Source organism: Rhizobium sp. YJ-22 (genome assembly GCF_029601685.1).
In the GTDB taxonomy this organism is placed as follows: domain Bacteria; phylum Pseudomonadota; class Alphaproteobacteria; order Rhizobiales; family Rhizobiaceae; genus Metarhizobium.
Genome location: NZ_JARRIR010000001.1, coordinates 631,286 through 647,501, shown reverse-complemented (window position 1 = coordinate 647,501; position 16,216 = coordinate 631,286). Strand labels below are relative to the sequence as shown.

19 protein-coding genes are annotated in these 16,216 nt (G+C 63.6%); 9 read left to right on the top strand and 10 right to left on the bottom strand.

Annotated elements, in window-relative coordinates; all coding sequences use genetic code 11:
• The first annotated feature begins 114 nt into the window (after positions 1-114).
• The 4 genes from def to arsC are packed head-to-tail and all read left to right on the top strand — an operon-like array spanning position 115 to position 2,806.
• Positions 115-630, top strand: a complete 516-nt coding sequence (gene def, locus P7F60_RS03080) for a peptide deformylase (RefSeq protein WP_277916222.1) — start codon at positions 115-117, stop codon at positions 628-630.
• A 35-nt stretch (positions 631-665) separates the two neighbouring features.
• Positions 666-1,598, top strand: coding sequence for a methionyl-tRNA formyltransferase (gene fmt / locus P7F60_RS03075; protein ID WP_277916221.1), 933 nt, complete (start codon positions 666-668; stop codon positions 1,596-1,598).
• A 4-nt stretch (positions 1,599-1,602) separates the two neighbouring features.
• Positions 1,603-2,409 (top strand): tRNA pseudouridine(38-40) synthase TruA, encoded by an 807-nt coding sequence (truA, locus tag P7F60_RS03070; protein WP_277916220.1) that lies wholly within the window; start codon positions 1,603-1,605, stop codon positions 2,407-2,409.
• The gene (gene arsC / locus P7F60_RS03065; RefSeq protein WP_277916219.1) at positions 2,390-2,806 is read left to right on the top strand and encodes an arsenate reductase (glutaredoxin); all 417 of its coding nucleotides are present in this window, start codon (positions 2,390-2,392) and stop codon (positions 2,804-2,806) included. The genes truA and arsC overlap by 20 nt, the downstream gene beginning before the upstream one ends.
• On the opposite strand, the gene P7F60_RS03060 is transcribed toward arsC, so the two are convergent.
• From P7F60_RS03060 to dapD, 3 genes are all read right to left on the bottom strand, one after another.
• Entirely contained in the window at positions 2,794-3,390 is a 597-nt protein-coding gene (locus P7F60_RS03060) for a hypothetical protein (RefSeq protein WP_277916218.1), read from the bottom strand. The two genes, arsC and P7F60_RS03060, sit on opposite strands and share 13 nt — an antisense overlap.
• A complete protein-coding gene (gene dapE, locus P7F60_RS03055; protein ID WP_277916217.1) occupies positions 3,377-4,570 on the bottom strand; it encodes a succinyl-diaminopimelate desuccinylase in 1,194 nt (397 codons plus the stop codon). Before dapE ends, P7F60_RS03060 begins: the two co-directional genes overlap by 14 nt.
• A 186-nt stretch (positions 4,571-4,756) precedes the next feature.
• On the bottom strand, positions 4,757-5,614 hold the full coding sequence (dapD, locus tag P7F60_RS03050) for a 2,3,4,5-tetrahydropyridine-2,6-dicarboxylate N-succinyltransferase (RefSeq protein WP_277916216.1): 858 nt from the start codon (positions 5,612-5,614) through the stop codon (positions 4,757-4,759).
• A gap of 165 nt (positions 5,615-5,779) precedes the next feature.
• Here dapD and P7F60_RS03045 point away from each other — a divergent pair, with 165 nt between their 5' ends.
• A complete protein-coding gene (locus P7F60_RS03045; protein WP_277916215.1) occupies positions 5,780-6,646 on the top strand; it encodes an LOG family protein in 867 nt (288 codons plus the stop codon).
• Between the two features lie 210 nt (positions 6,647-6,856).
• Here P7F60_RS03045 and P7F60_RS03040 read toward each other — a convergent pair whose 3' ends face one another.
• Positions 6,857-7,423, bottom strand: a complete 567-nt coding sequence (locus P7F60_RS03040) for a hypothetical protein (RefSeq protein ID WP_277916214.1) — start codon at positions 7,421-7,423, stop codon at positions 6,857-6,859.
• A 113-nt stretch (positions 7,424-7,536) separates the two neighbouring features.
• Positions 7,537-8,238 carry a pyrimidine 5'-nucleotidase gene (locus tag P7F60_RS03035; RefSeq protein WP_277916213.1) on the bottom strand — a complete coding sequence of 234 codons (702 nt, stop codon included), beginning with the start codon at positions 8,236-8,238 and terminating at the stop codon, positions 7,537-7,539.
• 116 nt (positions 8,239-8,354) lie between these two features.
• On the opposite strand from P7F60_RS03035, the gene P7F60_RS03030 reads away from it, so the two are divergent.
• The 3 genes from P7F60_RS03030 to P7F60_RS03020 are packed head-to-tail and all read left to right on the top strand — an operon-like array spanning position 8,355 to position 10,615.
• Complete coding sequence (locus tag P7F60_RS03030) at positions 8,355-9,257, top strand: DMT family transporter (protein WP_277916502.1); 903 nt, start codon at positions 8,355-8,357, stop codon at positions 9,255-9,257.
• Between the two features lie 45 nt (positions 9,258-9,302).
• Complete coding sequence (locus P7F60_RS03025) at positions 9,303-9,836, top strand: methylated-DNA--[protein]-cysteine S-methyltransferase (protein WP_277916212.1); 534 nt, start codon at positions 9,303-9,305, stop codon at positions 9,834-9,836.
• A 2-nt stretch (positions 9,837-9,838) separates the two neighbouring features.
• Positions 9,839-10,615, top strand: coding sequence for an isocitrate lyase/phosphoenolpyruvate mutase family protein (locus P7F60_RS03020; RefSeq protein WP_277916211.1), 777 nt, complete (start codon positions 9,839-9,841; stop codon positions 10,613-10,615).
• Positions 10,616-10,624: 9 nt separating this feature from the next.
• On the opposite strand, the gene argB is transcribed toward P7F60_RS03020, so the two are convergent.
• Positions 10,625-11,512, bottom strand: coding sequence for an acetylglutamate kinase (gene argB / locus P7F60_RS03015; protein ID WP_277916210.1), 888 nt, complete (start codon positions 11,510-11,512; stop codon positions 10,625-10,627).
• 190 nt (positions 11,513-11,702) lie between these two features.
• On the opposite strand from argB, the gene P7F60_RS03010 reads away from it, so the two are divergent.
• Positions 11,703-12,080: a hypothetical protein gene (locus tag P7F60_RS03010; protein ID WP_277916209.1), complete on the top strand. Its 378-nt coding sequence runs from the start codon at positions 11,703-11,705 to the stop codon at positions 12,078-12,080.
• A 4-nt stretch (positions 12,081-12,084) separates the two neighbouring features.
• Here P7F60_RS03010 and yihA read toward each other — a convergent pair whose 3' ends face one another.
• The 4 genes from yihA to rnpA all read right to left on the bottom strand — a co-directional run bounded on the left by yihA (position 12,085) and on the right by rnpA (position 16,190).
• Positions 12,085-12,744 (bottom strand): ribosome biogenesis GTP-binding protein YihA/YsxC, encoded by a 660-nt coding sequence (gene yihA / locus P7F60_RS03005; RefSeq protein ID WP_277916208.1) that lies wholly within the window; start codon positions 12,742-12,744, stop codon positions 12,085-12,087.
• A 72-nt stretch (positions 12,745-12,816) separates the two neighbouring features.
• The gene (locus P7F60_RS03000; RefSeq protein ID WP_277916207.1) at positions 12,817-13,761 is read right to left on the bottom strand and encodes a DMT family transporter; all 945 of its coding nucleotides are present in this window, start codon (positions 13,759-13,761) and stop codon (positions 12,817-12,819) included.
• 165 nt (positions 13,762-13,926) lie between these two features.
• A complete protein-coding gene (yidC, locus tag P7F60_RS02995) occupies positions 13,927-15,729 on the bottom strand; it encodes a membrane protein insertase YidC (protein ID WP_277916206.1) in 1,803 nt (600 codons plus the stop codon).
• A complete protein-coding gene (rnpA, locus tag P7F60_RS02990) occupies positions 15,729-16,190 on the bottom strand; it encodes a ribonuclease P protein component (protein WP_277916205.1) in 462 nt (153 codons plus the stop codon). Before rnpA ends, yidC begins: the two co-directional genes overlap by 1 nt.
• Positions 16,191-16,216: the final 26 nt, after the last annotated feature.

Genomic DNA, 16,216 nt, shown 5'->3' with positions numbered 1-16,216 from the left:
TAAGAAAAGATCAAAACGTGAACATTGGAAAATTGGCGACGACCTGTCGAAAAATTACCCCTGCTGCCAACGGAATAATTCCATCCTGCGGCAAGATGGTTTATGGGAAAGCCCATGTCTATCAAGCCTCTCATCATTCTGCCCGATCCCCTGCTGCGCCAGGTGTCCGCTCCTGTCGAACGCGTCGACGACGATCTGAAGCGTCTGGCCGACGACATGCTGGAGACCATGTATGACGCGCCGGGCATCGGGCTTGCGGCGATCCAGATCGGCGTGCCGCGCCGCATGCTGGTCATCGACCTTGCCAAGGACGGCGAGGAGAAGCAGCCACAGGTGTTCATCAATCCTGAGATCATCGCCTCGTCGGATGCCCGTTCGGTCTATGAGGAAGGCTGCCTGTCGATTCCCGAATACTATGCCGAGGTCGAACGCCCGGCCGAGGTCGAGGTGGCCTATCTCGACCGCGAGGGCAAAGAGAGTCGGGTCAAGGCCGAAGGCCTGCTCGCCACCTGCCTGCAACACGAGATCGACCACCTGAACGGCGTGCTGTTCATCGACCATATCTCGCGTCTCAAGCGGGAAATGGTGGTGCGCAGGTTCACCAAGGCGGCCAAGTCCAAAGCAATCTAAACCGTCTCGTTTCAGGCATGGAAGGAAACGATACCATGTCTCTTCGCATCATCTTCATGGGCACGCCGGAATTTTCGGTGCCGACGTTGCGTGCGTTGGTCGATGCCGGCCACAAGGTCATCGCCTGCTACACGCAGCCGCCGCGCCCCGGCGGTCGGCGCGGGCTCGATCTGCAGAAAGCGCCTGTGCATCAAGCCGCCGAACTCTTGGGAATCCCGGTCCGCACGCCGCTGAATTTCAAGGCGGAGGAGGACCGGCTGGCATTCGCCGATCTCGATGCCGATGTTGCCGTCGTCGTCGCCTATGGGCTGCTGCTACCCGAGGCGGTGCTGAACGGCACGCGACTCGGCTGCTATAACGGCCATGCCTCGCTTTTGCCGCGCTGGCGCGGTGCCGCCCCCATCCAGCGGGCGATCATGGCTGGCGACGAAAAGACTGGCATGATGGTGATGAAGATGGACAAGGGGCTGGATACCGGCCCCGTGGCGCTGACCCGCGAGGTCGAGATCGGCAAGACCATGACGGCGGGCGAATTGCACGACCGGCTGATGCATGTCGGCGCGAAGGCAATGGCCGAGGCGATGGCGCTGCTGGAAGCCGGCGCGCTGCCATTGACGCCGCAGCCGCAGGACGGCGTGCTCTATGCCGCCAAGATCGACAAGGGCGAGACCCGCATCGATTTCTCCCGGCCGGCGGATGCGGTGCATAACCATATCCGTGGCCTCGCGCCCTTCCCGGGGGCCTGGTTCGAGACCAACATCAACGGCAAGCCCGAGCGCGTCAAAGTGCTGGGCAGCGAATTGGGCGAGGGTTCCGGCCCGGCCGGCACGGTCATCGGCGACGACCTGACGATTGCCTGCGGGTCTGGCGCGGTTCGGCTGACGCGGCTGCAGAAGGCCGGCGGCAAGCCGCTGGCGGCGGCCGACTTTTTGCGCGGTACGCCGCTGGCTATCGGAACGAGGCTTTAAAAACATGCCGCGCTTCCGCCTGACGGTCGAATATGACGGCACGCCCTATGTCGGCTGGCAACGCCAGGAAAACGGCGCTTCCGTGCAGGGGGCGCTGGAGGCGGCGGTGCTGTCGCTGACCGGCGAGACCGTGTCGATCCGCGGTGCGGGCCGCACCGATTCCGGCGTGCATGCGCTGGGGCAGGTGATCCATATCGACCTTTCCCGCGACTGGGCGGCCTACAAGCTGCGCAATGCCATGAACGCCCATCTCGCCATGGCCGGAGAGCGGGTCTCGGTGCTGGAGGTGCAGGAAGCGCCCGCCCATTTCGACGCCCGCTTTTCGGCTTTGCGCCGGCATTATCTCTATCGCATCGTCAACCGCCCGGCGCGGCTGGCGCTGGAGGCGGATCGCGCCTGGTGGGTGCCGAAGACGCTCGATCACGAGGCGATGCATGCGGCCGCCCAGATGCTGGTCGGGAAGCATGATTTCACCACCTTCCGCTCCGCCCATTGCCAGGCGACGAGCCCGGTGCGCACGCTGGACCGGCTGGATGTCACCCGAAACGGCGACCTCATCGAGATCCGCGCCACTGCGCAAAGCTTTCTGCACAACCAGATCCGCTCCTTCGCCGGCACGCTGAAACTGGCGGGCGAGGCCAAGATGTCGCCTCAGGATGTGCGCGCGGCGCTGGAGGCGCGCGACCGCAAGCAATGCGGTCCGGTCGCGCCGCCCTCCGGACTTTATTTCCTGCAAGTGGATTATCCCGAGATCATACCGGAACGGTGCGGACAACAAGGACATTCCGACAATGGTGACGATTTTTCATAACCCGGCCTGCGGCACCTCCCGCAACGTTCTGGCGATGATCCGCCAGTCCGGCATCGAGCCCGAGATCATCGAATATCTGAAGACGCCGCCGACGCGCGAGCAGCTCGTAGCGTTGCTGATTGCCATGGAGATGTCGCCGCGCGACCTGATGCGCCGCAAGGGCACGCCGTATGGCGAACTCGGCCTCGACGACGAAATCCTGAGCGACGCGCAATTGCTCGACGCGATGCTGGAACATCCGATCCTGATCGAGCGGCCGATTGTGGTGACGGAAAAGGGTGTGCTTCTCTGTCGCCCCTCCGAGCGGGTGCTCGATCTCCTCGAAAATCCCGACATTGGCACCTTCGTCAAGGAAGACGGCGAGGTGGTGCCGCCGAAGGCGGATCAGGCCGGGTAGACGCCGAGATATTGCTGCAGGTAATCCGACAGGAACATCGACGGCACCAGCAGGACCAGCACCAGTGTGGCGATGATGAGCGGCTGCTGGCCGCAGATCATTCGGAGCAGCCGGATCAGCGAGAAGATCAGCAGCAGGATCAACGCCAGCCACAGCAGCGAGGCGATGCCGGCGGCACCCGGAACGAACATGACGATCAGCACGATCAGCGCATAGAGATAGCTGAGCGGCACGGCCAGCCAGTTCGACACCACGACGATGGCAAGGAACCGCCGCCCGAGCCGCAACGCCAGGCAGAGCAGCCCCGCCAGCACCAGCGGCACGATCCAGTTGGCGATCTCAACCATGGCGAGCCGCAGGAAGAAGGGCAGGCCGGTCTTGGTTCCTGGCGGATAGGCGCGCAAAAAGGCCGTCTGCCACCAGACCCAGCTGATCGCGGTCGCCGGAAAGCACCAGACCATCGCCCAGAAGGAGCGGGTCATGCCGCGATCGGTGAGGTCGAGATAGCCAAAGCCCTGTGGTTTGCCCTGGATCAGCAAGACGATGCCGCGCAGGTAGTATTCGATCTCCTTAAGCGACGGCATGTCCGAACCAGCGATCGATGAAGGTTTCGTAGATGCGGGTCAGCCCTTCCAGATCGGCGACGGCGACGCGCTCGTCGACCATGTGCATGGTCTGGCCGACCAGGCCGAATTCGACCACCGGGCAATAATCCTTGATGAAGCGCGCATCGGATGTGCCGCCGGTGGTTGAAAGCTTCGGCTGCCTACCCGTGACAGCTTCGATGGCGCCGGAGAGCGATTCGATCAGCGCATTGTCGCGGGTCAGGAAGACATGGCTCGGGCGCTCGGCCCAGACAAGCTCGTAGCGTGCCGGTTCGCGGCCCGGGCGCAGGCGCCGATTGGCGGCCGCGCGGGCGAGCCGCGCCTCGATCTCGGCCTTCAGGCTGTCGGCCGTCCAGCTGTCGTTGAAACGGATGTTAAAGGTCGCCACCGCCTTGGCCGGGATGACATTGGTGGCGGGATTGCCAACGTCGATGCTGGTGATTTCGAGGTTGGAGGGCTGGAAATCCACGGTGCCGGCATCGAAGGGCGGATCGAGCAGTGCATCGGCCATCTGCAAGAGCGCGCGGACCGGATTGTCGGCGAGATGCGGATAGGCGGCATGGCCTTGCACGCCGTTGACGGTGATGCGCCCCGAGACCGAGCCGCGCCGGCCGATCTTGATCATGTCGCCGAGCATGTCCGGATTGGTCGGCTCGCCGACCAGGCAGGCATCCCATGTTTCGCCTTTGTCGGCGGCCCATTGCAACAGCTTGGTCGTGCCGTTGACGGCCGGGCCTTCCTCGTCGCCGGTGATCAGGAAGGAGACCGAGCCCTTGGGCGCGCCATGCTTTTCGATATGGCGGGCGATGGCGGCGACGAAGCAGGCGACGCCGCCCTTCATGTCGACCGCGCCGCGCCCGAACAATTCGCCATCGGCGATCTCGGCGGCGAAGGGCGGATGCGTCCAGGCGGCCTCGTCGCCGACCGGCACCACGTCGGTATGGCCGGCAAACATCAGATGCGGCCCCTCGTTGCCGAGGCGGGCATAGAGGTTCTCGATATCGGGCGTGCCCTCCTCATGCGCGGTGACGCGGGTCACGGCAAAGCCGAGCGGCTCCAGCATCGCGGTGAGCGCGGTGAGCGCTCCGCCTTCGGCGGGCGTTACGGAGGGGCAGCGAATCAGGGATTGCAGATTGGCGATCGGATCGGTGGCGCGCATGAAAATCAAACCGTTGGCGGCCGTTCGGGGCCGATTTGCATTGTTCCTGGATATGTCGGGCTGGTGTAGCCGATCCCGATCTTGCTGTCACCTGCAACACCGTTGTCCCGTTGTCCCGCAAACGAAAACACCCCCGGAGCCGATGAGGTTCCGAGGGTGCGAACAGGATCGCGGCTTGCGAGAGGTTTAGTCGCGCAGCAGCTCGTTGATGCCGGTCTTGGAGCGGGTCTGCTCGTCGACGCGCTTGACGATCACGGCGCAATAGAGGCCAGGCGCCGGCTGGCCGTTCGGCATGGTCTTGTCGGACGGCAGGGAGCCGGCGACGACGACGGAATAGGGCGGCACTTCGCCATAGGTGATCTCGCCGGTGGCGCGATCGACGATCTTGGTCGACTTGCCGATGAACACGCCCATGCCGAGCACCGAGCCTTCGCGCACGATGCAGCCTTCGACGACTTCCGAACGGGCGCCGATGAAGCAATTGTCCTCGATGATCGTCGGTCCTGCCTGCATCGGTTCCAGCACGCCGCCGATGCCGACGCCGCCGGAGAGGTGAACGTGCTTGCCGATCTGGGCGCAGGAACCGACCGTCGCCCAGGTATCGACCATCGTGCCTTCACCGACATAGGCGCCGAGATTGACGAAGGAGGGCATCAGAACCGCGTTGGGCGCGATATAGGCCGAACGGCGCACGACACAGTTCGGCACGGCGCGGAAACCGGCGCGCTCGAATTCGTTGGCGCTCCAGCCGTCGAACTTGGAAGCCACCTTGTCCCACCAGACGCTTTCGCCCGGGCCCCCCTTGACGATTTCCATCGGATTGAGGCGGAAGGAGAGCAGGACGGCCTTCTTCAGCCACTGATGCACGACCCATTTGCCGTCCTCGCCGCGCGTTGCGACGCGCGCCTTGCCGCTGTCGAGCAGGTTCAAGGCCGTTTCGACGGCGTCGCGAACCTCGCCACGGGTGGCGGTCGAGACGCTGTCGCGGGCCTCGAAAGCGGCTTCGATGGACTTTTCAAGCGAGGCGAGGTCGGCACTGGTCATGAGAATTCCTTAAACTTCGCGGTCTATCGTGAATGATGGGAAAACCGGGGTCGAAATGGCTTGTTTCGGCCCTTTGCTCTACAGGATGATCCCGCAAAAAGAAATCGTTTTTCCGACGGATGCCGCTCTCCTGGAGGCGCCGGCGGAAGGAAAGGCATGGGTAAGATGGCGAAACTGAAGAACGGTCGGTTGCGGCGAAAGGACGGTGTCTGGGATCCGCTCAAGGACAGTTCCACCGACAAGAAACGCGCCGAAGGCGTGCCGAAGACGCCGCAATCGGCTTCGCCCGCCTATCGCCTGGCCTATGCAGACGACGATTTTCTCTGCCGCGAGGAATTGCGGCCGATCCGCCTGCAACTGGAACTGCTGAAGACGGAAATGGCGCTGACCGAAAGCGGCATCAAATCGACGGTGGTGATGTTCGGCGGCGCGCGCATTCCCGCCCCCGGCGCCAGCGCCTGGGCGGCGCGCAACGACACGCAGCGCGCCCATCTGGAAGCGGCCTCGGTCTATTACGCGGAAGCCCGCAAATTCGCCCGCCTCTGCTCCGAGCAGGCGGCCAAGACCGCCTACCAGGAATACCTTGTCGTCACCGGCGGCGGACCGGGCGTCATGGAAGCGGGCAATCGCGGCGCGGCGGACGCCGGCGCGCCCTCGATCGGCCTCAACATTGTCCTGCCGCACGAGCAGGCGCCAAACCCCTATGTGACGCCGGAATTCAGCTTCAACTTCCACTACTTCGCCATCCGCAAGATGCATTTCATGCTGCGCGCCAAGGCGATCACCGTCTTCCCCGGCGGCTTCGGCACGCTGGACGAGATGTTCGAGGCGCTGACGCTGATCCAGACGGGGCGCATGGCGCCGATCCCGCTCATCCTGTTCGGGGCGGAATTCTGGCACCGGATCATCAATTTCGAAGCGCTCGCCGATTTCGGCACCATCGCGCCCGACGATGTGAACCTGCTGAAATTCGTCGAGACCGCCGACGAGGCCTGGAAGATCATCAGCGATTTTTATGAGCTGACGGCATAGCCGGGACCGCCACCGCAATCTCCTTCGTCATGCTCGGGCTCGTCCCGAGCATCTGCCGGTGCTTGCCAAGCTATTGATGATAAAGGATATATCTGACGTACTTAGATGCTCGGGACGAGCCCGAGCATGACGTCGCAGGACTTTGTGGCGGGACAAAAAAGCCCGCCCCCGGGGCGGAGGGGCGGGCTTTCATCGGCGAAACGCTTGAAATCAGCGGTTCGGCATATCGTCGATGGAAATCACGCCATCCTTGTTGCGGTCCATGCGCTTGAACAGCTTGTCGGCGGCAGCCATATATTCATCCTTGCTGATCTGGCCGTTCTCGTCCTTGTCGGCGATGCGGAAGATCATGCCTTCGCCGCTGCCCCATTTCATGCCGTGGCGGCCCATGCCGTCGCGGTCGCCATGGTGGCGGCCAGGCTTCTTGCCGTCCTTGTCGTCATCGTTCTGGGCAGTCTCGCGCTCGGCCTTCATCTTTTCCCATTCGGCCTTGCGCTCCTCGCGCTTGGCCTTGTGATAGGCGCGCATTTCGCCGGGGGTGATATTGCCGTCATTGTTGGTATCGATCGCGGCGAACAGTTTTTCCGCGCCGGTCTTGGCTTCTTCCGGGGTGATGCGGCCGTCCTTGTTGGCGTCGTCCTGCTTCAGCATCCGCACGAATAGGACTTCCGGTGCCATGCGGGGCCCGTGATGGCGGGGGGCTGCGAACGCCTCGGCGGCGACGCCGAGAACCAGCGCTGCGGAAAGCCCGGTGAGCATGATCTTCTTGCCGTTCATCGTCTGTCCTTTCGTTTCAAAGCGATAGGGACAAGATAGGGCCGGCGGCTACGCAGGCCCACTTAAACATTGGTAAGTCTGCATGAATTTTTGGTAATCTTCGCGTTTGCGAATTAAACGAGTTGCTTGAGAAAGCCGGTCAGGTCGCTGGTGACGTAGTCGATATGATTGTCGTCCTCGCCGGCGATTTCCCAGCGCTCGAAGGCGTGTTCGAGGTTTTGCGGCACCAGCAGAACCGTCCTCATTCCGAGCGTCTTCGGCACGGTCAGGTTGCGCGGCAGGTCTTCGAACATCGCCGCATGGGCAGTGTCGACCCGGTGCAGTCCCATGAACTTGTCATAGGTGGCGCTGGCCGGCTTCGGCACGAAATCGGCGGCGACGATGTCGAAAATGTCGTCGAAATTGTCGAGGATGCCGAGCGCGCGCGCCGCCGTCTCGGCGTGGCTGACGCTGCCATTGGTGAAGATGAATTTTCGCCCCGGCAGGGCCTTGATCGCGTCGCCCAGTTCCGGATGCGGCAAGAGCGGCGAATAATCGATCGCATGCGCCTTTTCGAGGAAATCGTTGGGATCGACCTTGTGGTGGATCATCAGCCCCTGCAGCGTCGTGCCGTGCTCCAGGTAATATTGTTTCTGCAGCTTCTTGGCCTCGACCGGCTCCAGTTGCAGCAGGGCGGAGACATAGGCCGTCATGTTGCGGTCGATCTGGGCGAAGAGATCGATGTGATGCGGATAGAGCGTATTGTCGAGATCGAACACCCAGTCGCGGACATGGGCGAAATCGGCGGGCGTCGGAGCGGCGGTGGTCTTGGTCATGGCGCCCTTATGCCACGGCTTGCCCGGCAGGGAAATGGTCAATGAGGGGCGAAACCGAACTGGAATCGGCCTTGGCTGCCTTGGCGGGCGCAAAACGCCATGCTACCGCCGCTTCCATGGAAGCCTGGATCGCCATCACCATCACCGCCGCCTTTCTGCAGAACCTGCGCTCGGCCCTGCAAAAACACCTGCAGGGATCGCTGGGCACACGCGGCGCGTCCTTCGTGCGTTTCGGCTATGGCTTTCCCGTGGCGCTTGCCTATGTCGTCGGCCTGCATCTGATCGGCGGCTACGAATTTCCAGCGCTGAACCTAACCTTCGTGCTCTGGGCGGTGATCGGCGGCCTCGCGCAGATTTTCGCGACCATGCTGCTGGTGCATCTGTTTTCGCTGCGCAATTTCGCCGTCGGCACCGCCTATTCCAAGACCGAGCCGGTGCAGGCGGCGATCTTCGGTTTCCTGCTGCTCGGCGAAAGACTGACCTTCGGCGCGGTGATCTCGATCGTCGTCGGCGTTCTCGGCGTCATGCTGATCTCGATCGCGCGCGGCGCCAAGTCGATGAGCAACATCCTGGCGGCGCTGACCGGGCGCACGGCGATGATCGGCATTGCCTCGGGCGCCGTCTTCGGCATTTCCGCCGTCGCCTATCGCTCGGCCTCGCTGTCGCTGCATTATCCGAACCCGGTGATGGCGGCGGCGGCGACGCTCGCCTTCGTCACCGCCTTCCAGACCGCCTTCATGCTGATCTGGATGCTGATTACCGACCGCAGCGAGATCGTGCAGGTCGTTCGTTCCTGGCGGTCCTCGTCGCTGGTCGGGCTTGCCGGTGTGCTCGGCTCGGCCTGCTGGTTCACGGCGATGACGCTGCAGCCGGTCGCCTATGTGCGCGCGCTCGGCCAGATCGAGCTGATCTTCACCTTCCTGTCCTCCTACTTCTTGTTCAAGGAGCGGGTGACGCCGCTGGAAATGGCTGGCTGCCTGCTGATCGTCGCCGGCATCATCGGCCTGCTTTTCCATTGAGGCCAAGCCCCGAACCGGTCTATGGATGGGCTGGAGGATAGGCCCATGCTGTTTGCCGACTGGCTGGAAACGCCGATAGGGCCGCTGCTGGTCGCGGCGAGCGAAACCCATCTGCTCTCCGTCGAATTTTGCGACGGCGAGCCTGAGCCGGCGCCGGTCGAACGGCTGGGCCGCAAGCTTGGTTTGCCCATAGGGGAGGGGATGAGCCCGGCGCTGCAGCAGGCTCTTTCCGAACTCAGGGATTATTTTTCCGGCCGCTCCGGTGCGTTTCATGTGCCGCTCGCCTATGACGGCTCGGCTTTCGAACGCCGCGTCTGGGAGCATCTGCTGACGGTGCCGCTGGCGGAGACCTGCTCATACGGCGATATCGCCCGGGCGCTCGGCGACCTGCAATTGTCGCGCGCCGTCGGCGAGGCGAACCATGTCAATCGCATTCCCATTATCATTCCCTGCCATCGTTGCATCGGTTCGGACGGATCGTTGACGGGTTATGGCGGCGGGCTGTGGCGCAAGAAATGGCTGCTGCGGCATGAGGGGCAGATGCGGCCGGTCGGATTGTTCGCGATAGAAGGAAAGTGACCATGACGGATACCTCGAAAGACAAGGCGAAGGCATTCGCGGCGCTGCATCGCAAGGGCGATCCGGTGGTGCTCTACAATATCTGGGATGCGGGCTCGGCCAAGGCCGTTGCCGAAAGTGGCGCGAAGGCTCTGGCCACGGGAAGCTGGTCGGTCGCCGCCGCCCAAGGCTATCCGGACGGCGAGGCGATCCCGCTGGAGCAACTGGTGACCACGGTGAGGCAGATTGCCGCCGCCACCGACCTGCCGGTTTCTGTCGATTTCGAAGGCGCCTACTCGGCGGAGCCGGAACAGGCCGCGGCCAATGTCGCCCGGCTGATCGAAGCCGGCGCGGTGGGCATCAATTTCGAGGATCAGGTGATCGGTGGCTCCGGCCTGCATGATGTCGAGGCGCAGGCCGCCAGCATCCGCGCCATCCGGGCGATGGCGGCCTCGCGCGGTGTCGACCTGTTCATCAATGCCCGCACCGATCTGTTCCTCAAGGAGCCGGATGCGGCCAAACATGCCGGCCTGGTCGACGAGGCGATTGCGCGTGGCGCGGCCTATGCGGCGGCGGGCGCCAGCGGCTTCTTCGTGCCGCTGTTGCTCGATCCCGCGCTGGTCGCGAAGGTGACGGCGGCGTCGAGCCTGCCGGTCAACATCCTGCTGAAGCCGGGCGCGCCGGATGTTGCCACCTTCGCCAAGGCTGGCGTTGGCCGCATCAGCTACGGGCCATTCCCCTATCGGGCGATGATCGACTGGCTGAAGGGTCAGGCCGGAAGCGCCTACGCCTCGGCCTGAGGCCCAGTATCAGGGCACGATCAGCGTGCCGGCGCCGTGTTCGGTGAACAATTCGAGCAGGACCGAATGGGCGGTCTTGCCGTTGAGGATGACGACGCCCTGCACGCCGGCCTCGATCGCCTCGATACAGGTCTCGACCTTGGGGATCATCCCGCCGGAAATCGTGCCGTCGCGGATCAGCGACTTGGCCTCGGCGACCGAGAGTTCCTTGATCAGTTCCTTGTTCCTGTCGAGAACGCCGGGAACGTCGGTAAGGAACAGGAGGCGGGTGGCGTTCAGCGCCCCGGCGATGGCGCCGGCAAACGTGTCGGCATTGATGTTGTAGGTGGCGCCGTCGCGACCGGGCGCGACCGGGGCGATGACCGGGATCATCTCCGACTTGGCAAGCAGGTCGAGCAGGGTGCGGTCGACCTCGACGACTTCGCCGACGAAGCCGAGATCCAGCACCTTCTCGATGTTGGACTCGGGGTCGATCATGGTCTTGTGCGCCTTCTGGGCGAAGACCATGTTGCCGTCCTTGCCGCACAGGCCGATGGCCCATTCGCCGGTCTGGTTGATCAGCGCGACGATTTCCTTGTTGATCGAGCCGGCCAGCACCATTTCGACGATTTCCACCGTCTTCTGGTCGGTAACGCGCAACCCGCCTTCGAATTTCGATTCGATGCCCATCTTGGTCAGCATGGCGCCGATCTGCGGGCCGCCGCCGTGAACGACGATCGGGTTGACGCCCGACTGTTTCAGCAGCGCGATATCGGCGGCAAACGCCCTGCCGAGTTCGGAATCGCCCATGGCGTGGCCGCCGTATTTCACCACGATGGTCTTGTTTTCGTAGCGCTGCATGAAGGGCAGCGCCTGGGTGAGAAGCTGCGCCTGCTTTTCGCTGTCGGAACCGGTCATGAATTACCCCGTCGATTGATCGCGGCCTTGTATCGCAAGATTGCGACAGAGGGAATAATTGTGGCGAATCTTTGCGGTCCGATCCCACGTCTTGCACGGAGCTTTGCATTGACAGGGGAGGCCAAGAGTTGGATTCTGCCAGAATGCGGCTGCGTCGCCGCCCGCCCGCGCCAGGAGACCTCCGGAACCGATGACATCGCCCGACAGGAGCAAGGGAAACCGTTCCCGCGACGAAGTGCTCGCCGGCGAGTATGTCCTCGGCGTCCTCTCGAGCAATGACCGTCGGCTGGTGGAGGAGCGGCTGACGCGCGATCTCGCCTTCGCCACCATCGTCCGTCGCTGGCAGGACAACCTGCTGACGGTCGATGACGGCGTGACCGTCTCCCGCCCGCCGGTACGTTTCGTCACCCGCGCGCCGCCGGCGCCGTTGAAGGCGGCGGGGATGCCGGTCAAGCAGCGCCCGCCGCGCCGTGGCCTGTGGCAATCGCTCGCCTTCTGGCGGATGCTGACGGCCATCGCCTGGATCGGCATGCTGGCCATGGTGGCGGTGGATGCGCTGAAACCCTGACCGTTCAGCCGGGGAGGCCGACGGTCTCGGCGATCGTCTGGCGCAATTCGTCCATGCCGATGTTCTTTTCCGATGAGGTCGCCAGCACCGAGGGATAGGCGGCGGGGCGCTTGCGGATTTTCTCCAGCGTCGCTTCGATCAATTGCGGCACGGCGGCCTGGCCGATCTTGTCCGTCTTGGTCAGGATGATGTGGTAGGAGACGGCGGCCTTGTCGAGCAGGGTCAGCACGTCCTCGTCGTTCTTCTTGATACCGTGGCGGGAATCGATCAGCACATAGACGCGTTTCAGCGTCGAGCGGCCGCGCAGATAGTCGAAGACGAGCTTGGTCCAGGCATCCACCTGCGCCTTGGGCGCCTGCGCATAGCCGTAGCCGGGCATGTCGACCAGTGCCATCGGCGGCAGGTCGTCGCCCTCGCCGGAATAGCCGTCCGGCACGAAATAATTGAGTTCCTGCGTGCGACCGGGCGTGTTCGAGGTGCGCGCCAGACCCTTCTGGCTGACCAGCCCGTTGATCAGCGACGACTTGCCGACATTGGAGCGGCCGGCGAAGGCGACTTCCAGCGGACCCTCGGGCGGCAGGAATTTCATCGACGGCACGCCGCGAATGAAGATCCACGGCCGTTGGAAGATCGGCTTGTCGCTCATCGGGGTCTTTTCGGCCATCGTCTCGTCCTGTCAGGGTTTCAAGCGCATGGCTTCCCGTTTTTGGGCCGCAAAGTCAAGCAAGCATGCTGTTCATGCGATGGGCGGCATGGCGCGGCCGGTGGTGTTCAGCCGCCTCTGGCGCAGGAATTCGGCCGTGAGATAGCCGATGAGCGCGGTGAGGATGATGACGCCGCCGAAGATCGTGCGCGTCGCAGGCACCTCGCCATGCACCAGCCCGACCCAGACCGGCGCCAGCATGGTTTCGGCCATGCTGAGCAGGGTGGCGAGCGCCGAGGGGATGAGACGTGCGCCGGTGACGAAGCAGGCCATGCCGAGGCCGAGATTGAAGGCCCCAAACACGACGAGCAGCCCCATGTCGCCGGCCGAAACGGTGAGCGAGCCGGCCTGCGTCGCGGCAAAGGCACTGGCAACGAAGCAGCCGAAACAGGTGGCCGGCGTCATGCGCACATGCGGATAGCGCCGGGTGACGACGGTGGCGAGCGCAAAGGCAAAGGCGATCAGCACGCCGAGCGCATCGCCGACCGGCGAGACCTTGCCGCTGAACGAGCCGGACACCATGATGCCGACGCCGCAGATCACCAGCGCGATGGCGGTCCAGGTCAGCACCGACACCGGCTCGCGGAAGACGAGCCAGGTGATCAGCGCTGCAAACAGCGGCACGCCGGCCCCCAGCAGCATGACATTGGCGATGGTCGTATAGGAAATCGCGACGATGAAGGCGCTGGCGGCGATGGTGAAGCACAGGCCGACGGTAATCCCCGGCCAGCCCATATCGCGAAACAGCCGCACCGTGCCGCGCGGCCCGTCGCGCACCAGCATGAAGGCGAGCAAAAACAGCCCGCCGAACAGGCAGCGCCAGAAGACGACGGTCCAACTGTCCTGCACCGAGAGGAAACGGGCGATGGTGCCGCCAAAGCTCCAGAAGAAGGCGGAGCCGAAGACCAGCAGCGCGCCGAGGCGCTCGTTCTGCACGCCGCCGCCTTGACCCACGGCCGATACAGCCTGCTCTCCCATGTCGTCCCCCCGCATTGCCGTCGATGATAGGCTCGCCTGACTTATCCGGCGCGCGCGGCGGCGACAAGGCCGTGTCGCGAAAGCGGCGAACCAAGGTGATCGGAAATGCAAGGAGGCCCGCAGCCTGGGGCTGCGGGCCTCTTGATAGGGCGGCGGGCTCGCCGGCTATTTCGATGGCGCCGGTTTTCGCCGGAACACGCCCTTCAGATTGTCGAACAGCTCGATCTTGACGCCATGGCGCTTCATGATGATCGACTGCTGGGTGATCGACAGCGTGTTGTTCCAGGCCCAGTAGATGACGAGGCCGGCCGGGAAGCTTGCCAGCATGAAGGTGAAGATGACCGGCATCCAGGTGAACAGCATCGCCTGCGTCGGATCGGGCGGCGTCGGGTTCATGCGCATCTGCAGGAACATGGTGACGCCCATGATCAGCGGCCAGACGCCGAGATGCAGGAAGTGCGGCACGTCGTAGGGCAGCAGGCCGAACAGGTTGAACAGAGTGGTCGGATCGGGGGCCGAGAGGTCGTGGATCCAGCCGAAGAACGGCGCATGGCGCATTTCGATGGTGATGTAGATCACCTTGTAGAGCGCGAAGAACACCGGAATCTGCAACAGGATCGGCCAGCAGCCGGCGACCGGATTGATCTTTTCCTGCTTGTACAGCTCCATCATCGCCTTCTGCAGGCCCATGCGGTCGTCGCCGAACTTGGCCTTCAGTTCCTCCATCTTCGGCTGAACCTTCTTCATGTTCGCCATGGACGCGTATTGCTTGCTGGCGAGCGGGAAGAACAGCGCCTTGACGACGATGGTGGTGATCAGGATGGCGACGCCGAAATTGCCGAAGTAGCGATAGAAGAAATCCATCATCTTGAACATCGGCTTGGTGATGAAATAGAACCAGCCCCAGTCGATCATGCGGTCGAAGCGGGGGATGGAATATTCCGCCTCGTAGCGGTCGATGACCGGCACTTCCTTGGCGCCGGCGAAGATCAGGTTCTTGACCTCGACCGACTGGCCGGCTGCCAGCGACACGGCGTCGTCCTTGAAATCGGCCTGGTAGCGCGGCTGGCCGTCGGTGAAGTGCGAGAAGCGGGCGTCATAGGCCGTGGTCTGCGGCGGAATGATCGCGGCGGCCCAGTACTTGTCGGTGATGCCGAGCCAGCCGCCGGTCGCCTTGTCGAGGGTCACGGGGGTTTCCTCGACCTTGGAATACTTGGTCTCGTTGAGGCCCTGGTCGCCGAACACGCCGATGAAGCCTTCGTGCAGCACGTAGACGGAGGGCGTTGTCGGCTTGTTGTAACGCGTGATGCGGCCGTAGCTGGAGAGCGCCACGGCATCGGCGCCGCCATTCGTCACCTTGTCGGTGACGGTGAACATGTAACGGTCATCGACGGCGATGGTGCGGGCGAAGGTGATGCCCTTCTCGTTGGTATAGGTCAGCGTCACCGGCGTGGTTTCGGTGAGTTTGGCGCCTTCCGGCGCGGTCCAGACCGTGGTCGGGCCTGGCAGCGTGCCGGCATTGGCGTCCGGGATATAGCCGATTTCGGCGAAATAACCGTCATGCGTGTCGGCCGGATTGAGCAGCGTGATGATCGGGCTGTTCGGGTCGACGGTCTCGCGATAGGCCTTGAGCTTCAAGTCGTCGAAACGGGCGCCGGTCAGGTTGACCGAGCCGCTGACCGACTTGGTGTCGATGGCAAGGCGCGGCGTCTTGGCGAGCGCTTCCTCGCGCGAGGCGGTCGCCTGCGCCTGGGTCTGGCCCGGCAGGGCGCCCTGCGCGGTCGTGGCCGGCGTCGTCGTGCCGTTGGCCGCCGGATTTGCGGCCTGCTCGGTTGCCTGCTGCGCCTTCAGCGCTTCGTCGGCAAGGCGCTGCTTTTCCAGGCGCGGGTTCATGTACAGGAACTGCCAGGCCAGAACGATGAGCACGGAAAGGGCAATCGCCACGAAATAATTACGATTTTTTTCCATCATACCTTCCTGGGTCGTCCGGCGTCGGACGGCCGGGTGCTATTGTCTGTTTCCGGCAATTGCGCGCGCGAGGGCTGGGGCTTTTTGGGAAAATGCCTCTGCCTGTTTGCGATACGCCCGTTGAGCTCGGCCGAAAGCGATGCAAAGGACGCAGTCAGCACATCCCGCCGGGCAACGACCACATAGTCATGTCCGGGCTGCATTGCAAACCGGGCGGAAAGCCGCACGGCTTCTTTCAGACGGCGTCGCATCCGGTTGCGCTCGACCGCGTTACCCTGTTTCTTGGTGACGGTGAAGCCGACGCGCGGGGCGTCTTCTTTTGCCTCGGGCTCCGCTCGCGCGCGGTCGAGGACTTCGAGGAGAAAGAATTTCCCCTTCCTTTTCTCGCCGTTTCGAACGGCAAGAAACTGCGGCCGGCTTTTCAGCCGCCCGGCAGTCTTGTCTTGTGCATCATGCGTCATGTGCCCGCAACTCGCATCGGGCAGCG

Bases quoted from the DNA above. Each gene is read 5' to 3' on its own strand.
- def (WP_277916222.1), top strand. From the start codon at position 115: ATGTCTATCAAGCCTCTCATCATTCTGCCCGATCCCCTGCTGCGCCAG.
- fmt (WP_277916221.1), top strand. From the start codon at position 666: ATGTCTCTTCGCATCATCTTCATGGGCACGCCGGAATTTTCGGTGCCG.
- truA (WP_277916220.1), top strand. From the start codon at position 1,603: ATGCCGCGCTTCCGCCTGACGGTCGAATATGACGGCACGCCCTATGTC.
- arsC (WP_277916219.1), top strand. From the start codon at position 2,390: ATGGTGACGATTTTTCATAACCCGGCCTGCGGCACCTCCCGCAACGTT.
- P7F60_RS03060 (WP_277916218.1), bottom strand. From the start codon at position 3,390: ATGCCGTCGCTTAAGGAGATCGAATACTACCTGCGCGGCATCGTCTTG.
- dapE (WP_277916217.1), bottom strand. From the start codon at position 4,570: ATGCGCGCCACCGATCCGATCGCCAATCTGCAATCCCTGATTCGCTGC.
- dapD (WP_277916216.1), bottom strand. From the start codon at position 5,614: ATGACCAGTGCCGACCTCGCCTCGCTTGAAAAGTCCATCGAAGCCGCT.
- P7F60_RS03045 (WP_277916215.1), top strand. From the start codon at position 5,780: ATGGCGAAACTGAAGAACGGTCGGTTGCGGCGAAAGGACGGTGTCTGG.
- P7F60_RS03040 (WP_277916214.1), bottom strand. From the start codon at position 7,423: ATGAACGGCAAGAAGATCATGCTCACCGGGCTTTCCGCAGCGCTGGTT.
- P7F60_RS03035 (WP_277916213.1), bottom strand. From the start codon at position 8,238: ATGACCAAGACCACCGCCGCTCCGACGCCCGCCGATTTCGCCCATGTC.
- P7F60_RS03030 (WP_277916502.1), top strand. From the start codon at position 8,355: ATGGAAGCCTGGATCGCCATCACCATCACCGCCGCCTTTCTGCAGAAC.
- P7F60_RS03025 (WP_277916212.1), top strand. From the start codon at position 9,303: ATGCTGTTTGCCGACTGGCTGGAAACGCCGATAGGGCCGCTGCTGGTC.
- P7F60_RS03020 (WP_277916211.1), top strand. From the start codon at position 9,839: ATGACGGATACCTCGAAAGACAAGGCGAAGGCATTCGCGGCGCTGCAT.
- argB (WP_277916210.1), bottom strand. From the start codon at position 11,512: ATGACCGGTTCCGACAGCGAAAAGCAGGCGCAGCTTCTCACCCAGGCG.
- P7F60_RS03010 (WP_277916209.1), top strand. From the start codon at position 11,703: ATGACATCGCCCGACAGGAGCAAGGGAAACCGTTCCCGCGACGAAGTG.
- yihA (WP_277916208.1), bottom strand. From the start codon at position 12,744: ATGGCCGAAAAGACCCCGATGAGCGACAAGCCGATCTTCCAACGGCCG.
- P7F60_RS03000 (WP_277916207.1), bottom strand. From the start codon at position 13,761: ATGGGAGAGCAGGCTGTATCGGCCGTGGGTCAAGGCGGCGGCGTGCAG.
- yidC (WP_277916206.1), bottom strand. From the start codon at position 15,729: ATGGAAAAAAATCGTAATTATTTCGTGGCGATTGCCCTTTCCGTGCTC.
- rnpA (WP_277916205.1), bottom strand. From the start codon at position 16,190: ATGACGCATGATGCACAAGACAAGACTGCCGGGCGGCTGAAAAGCCGG.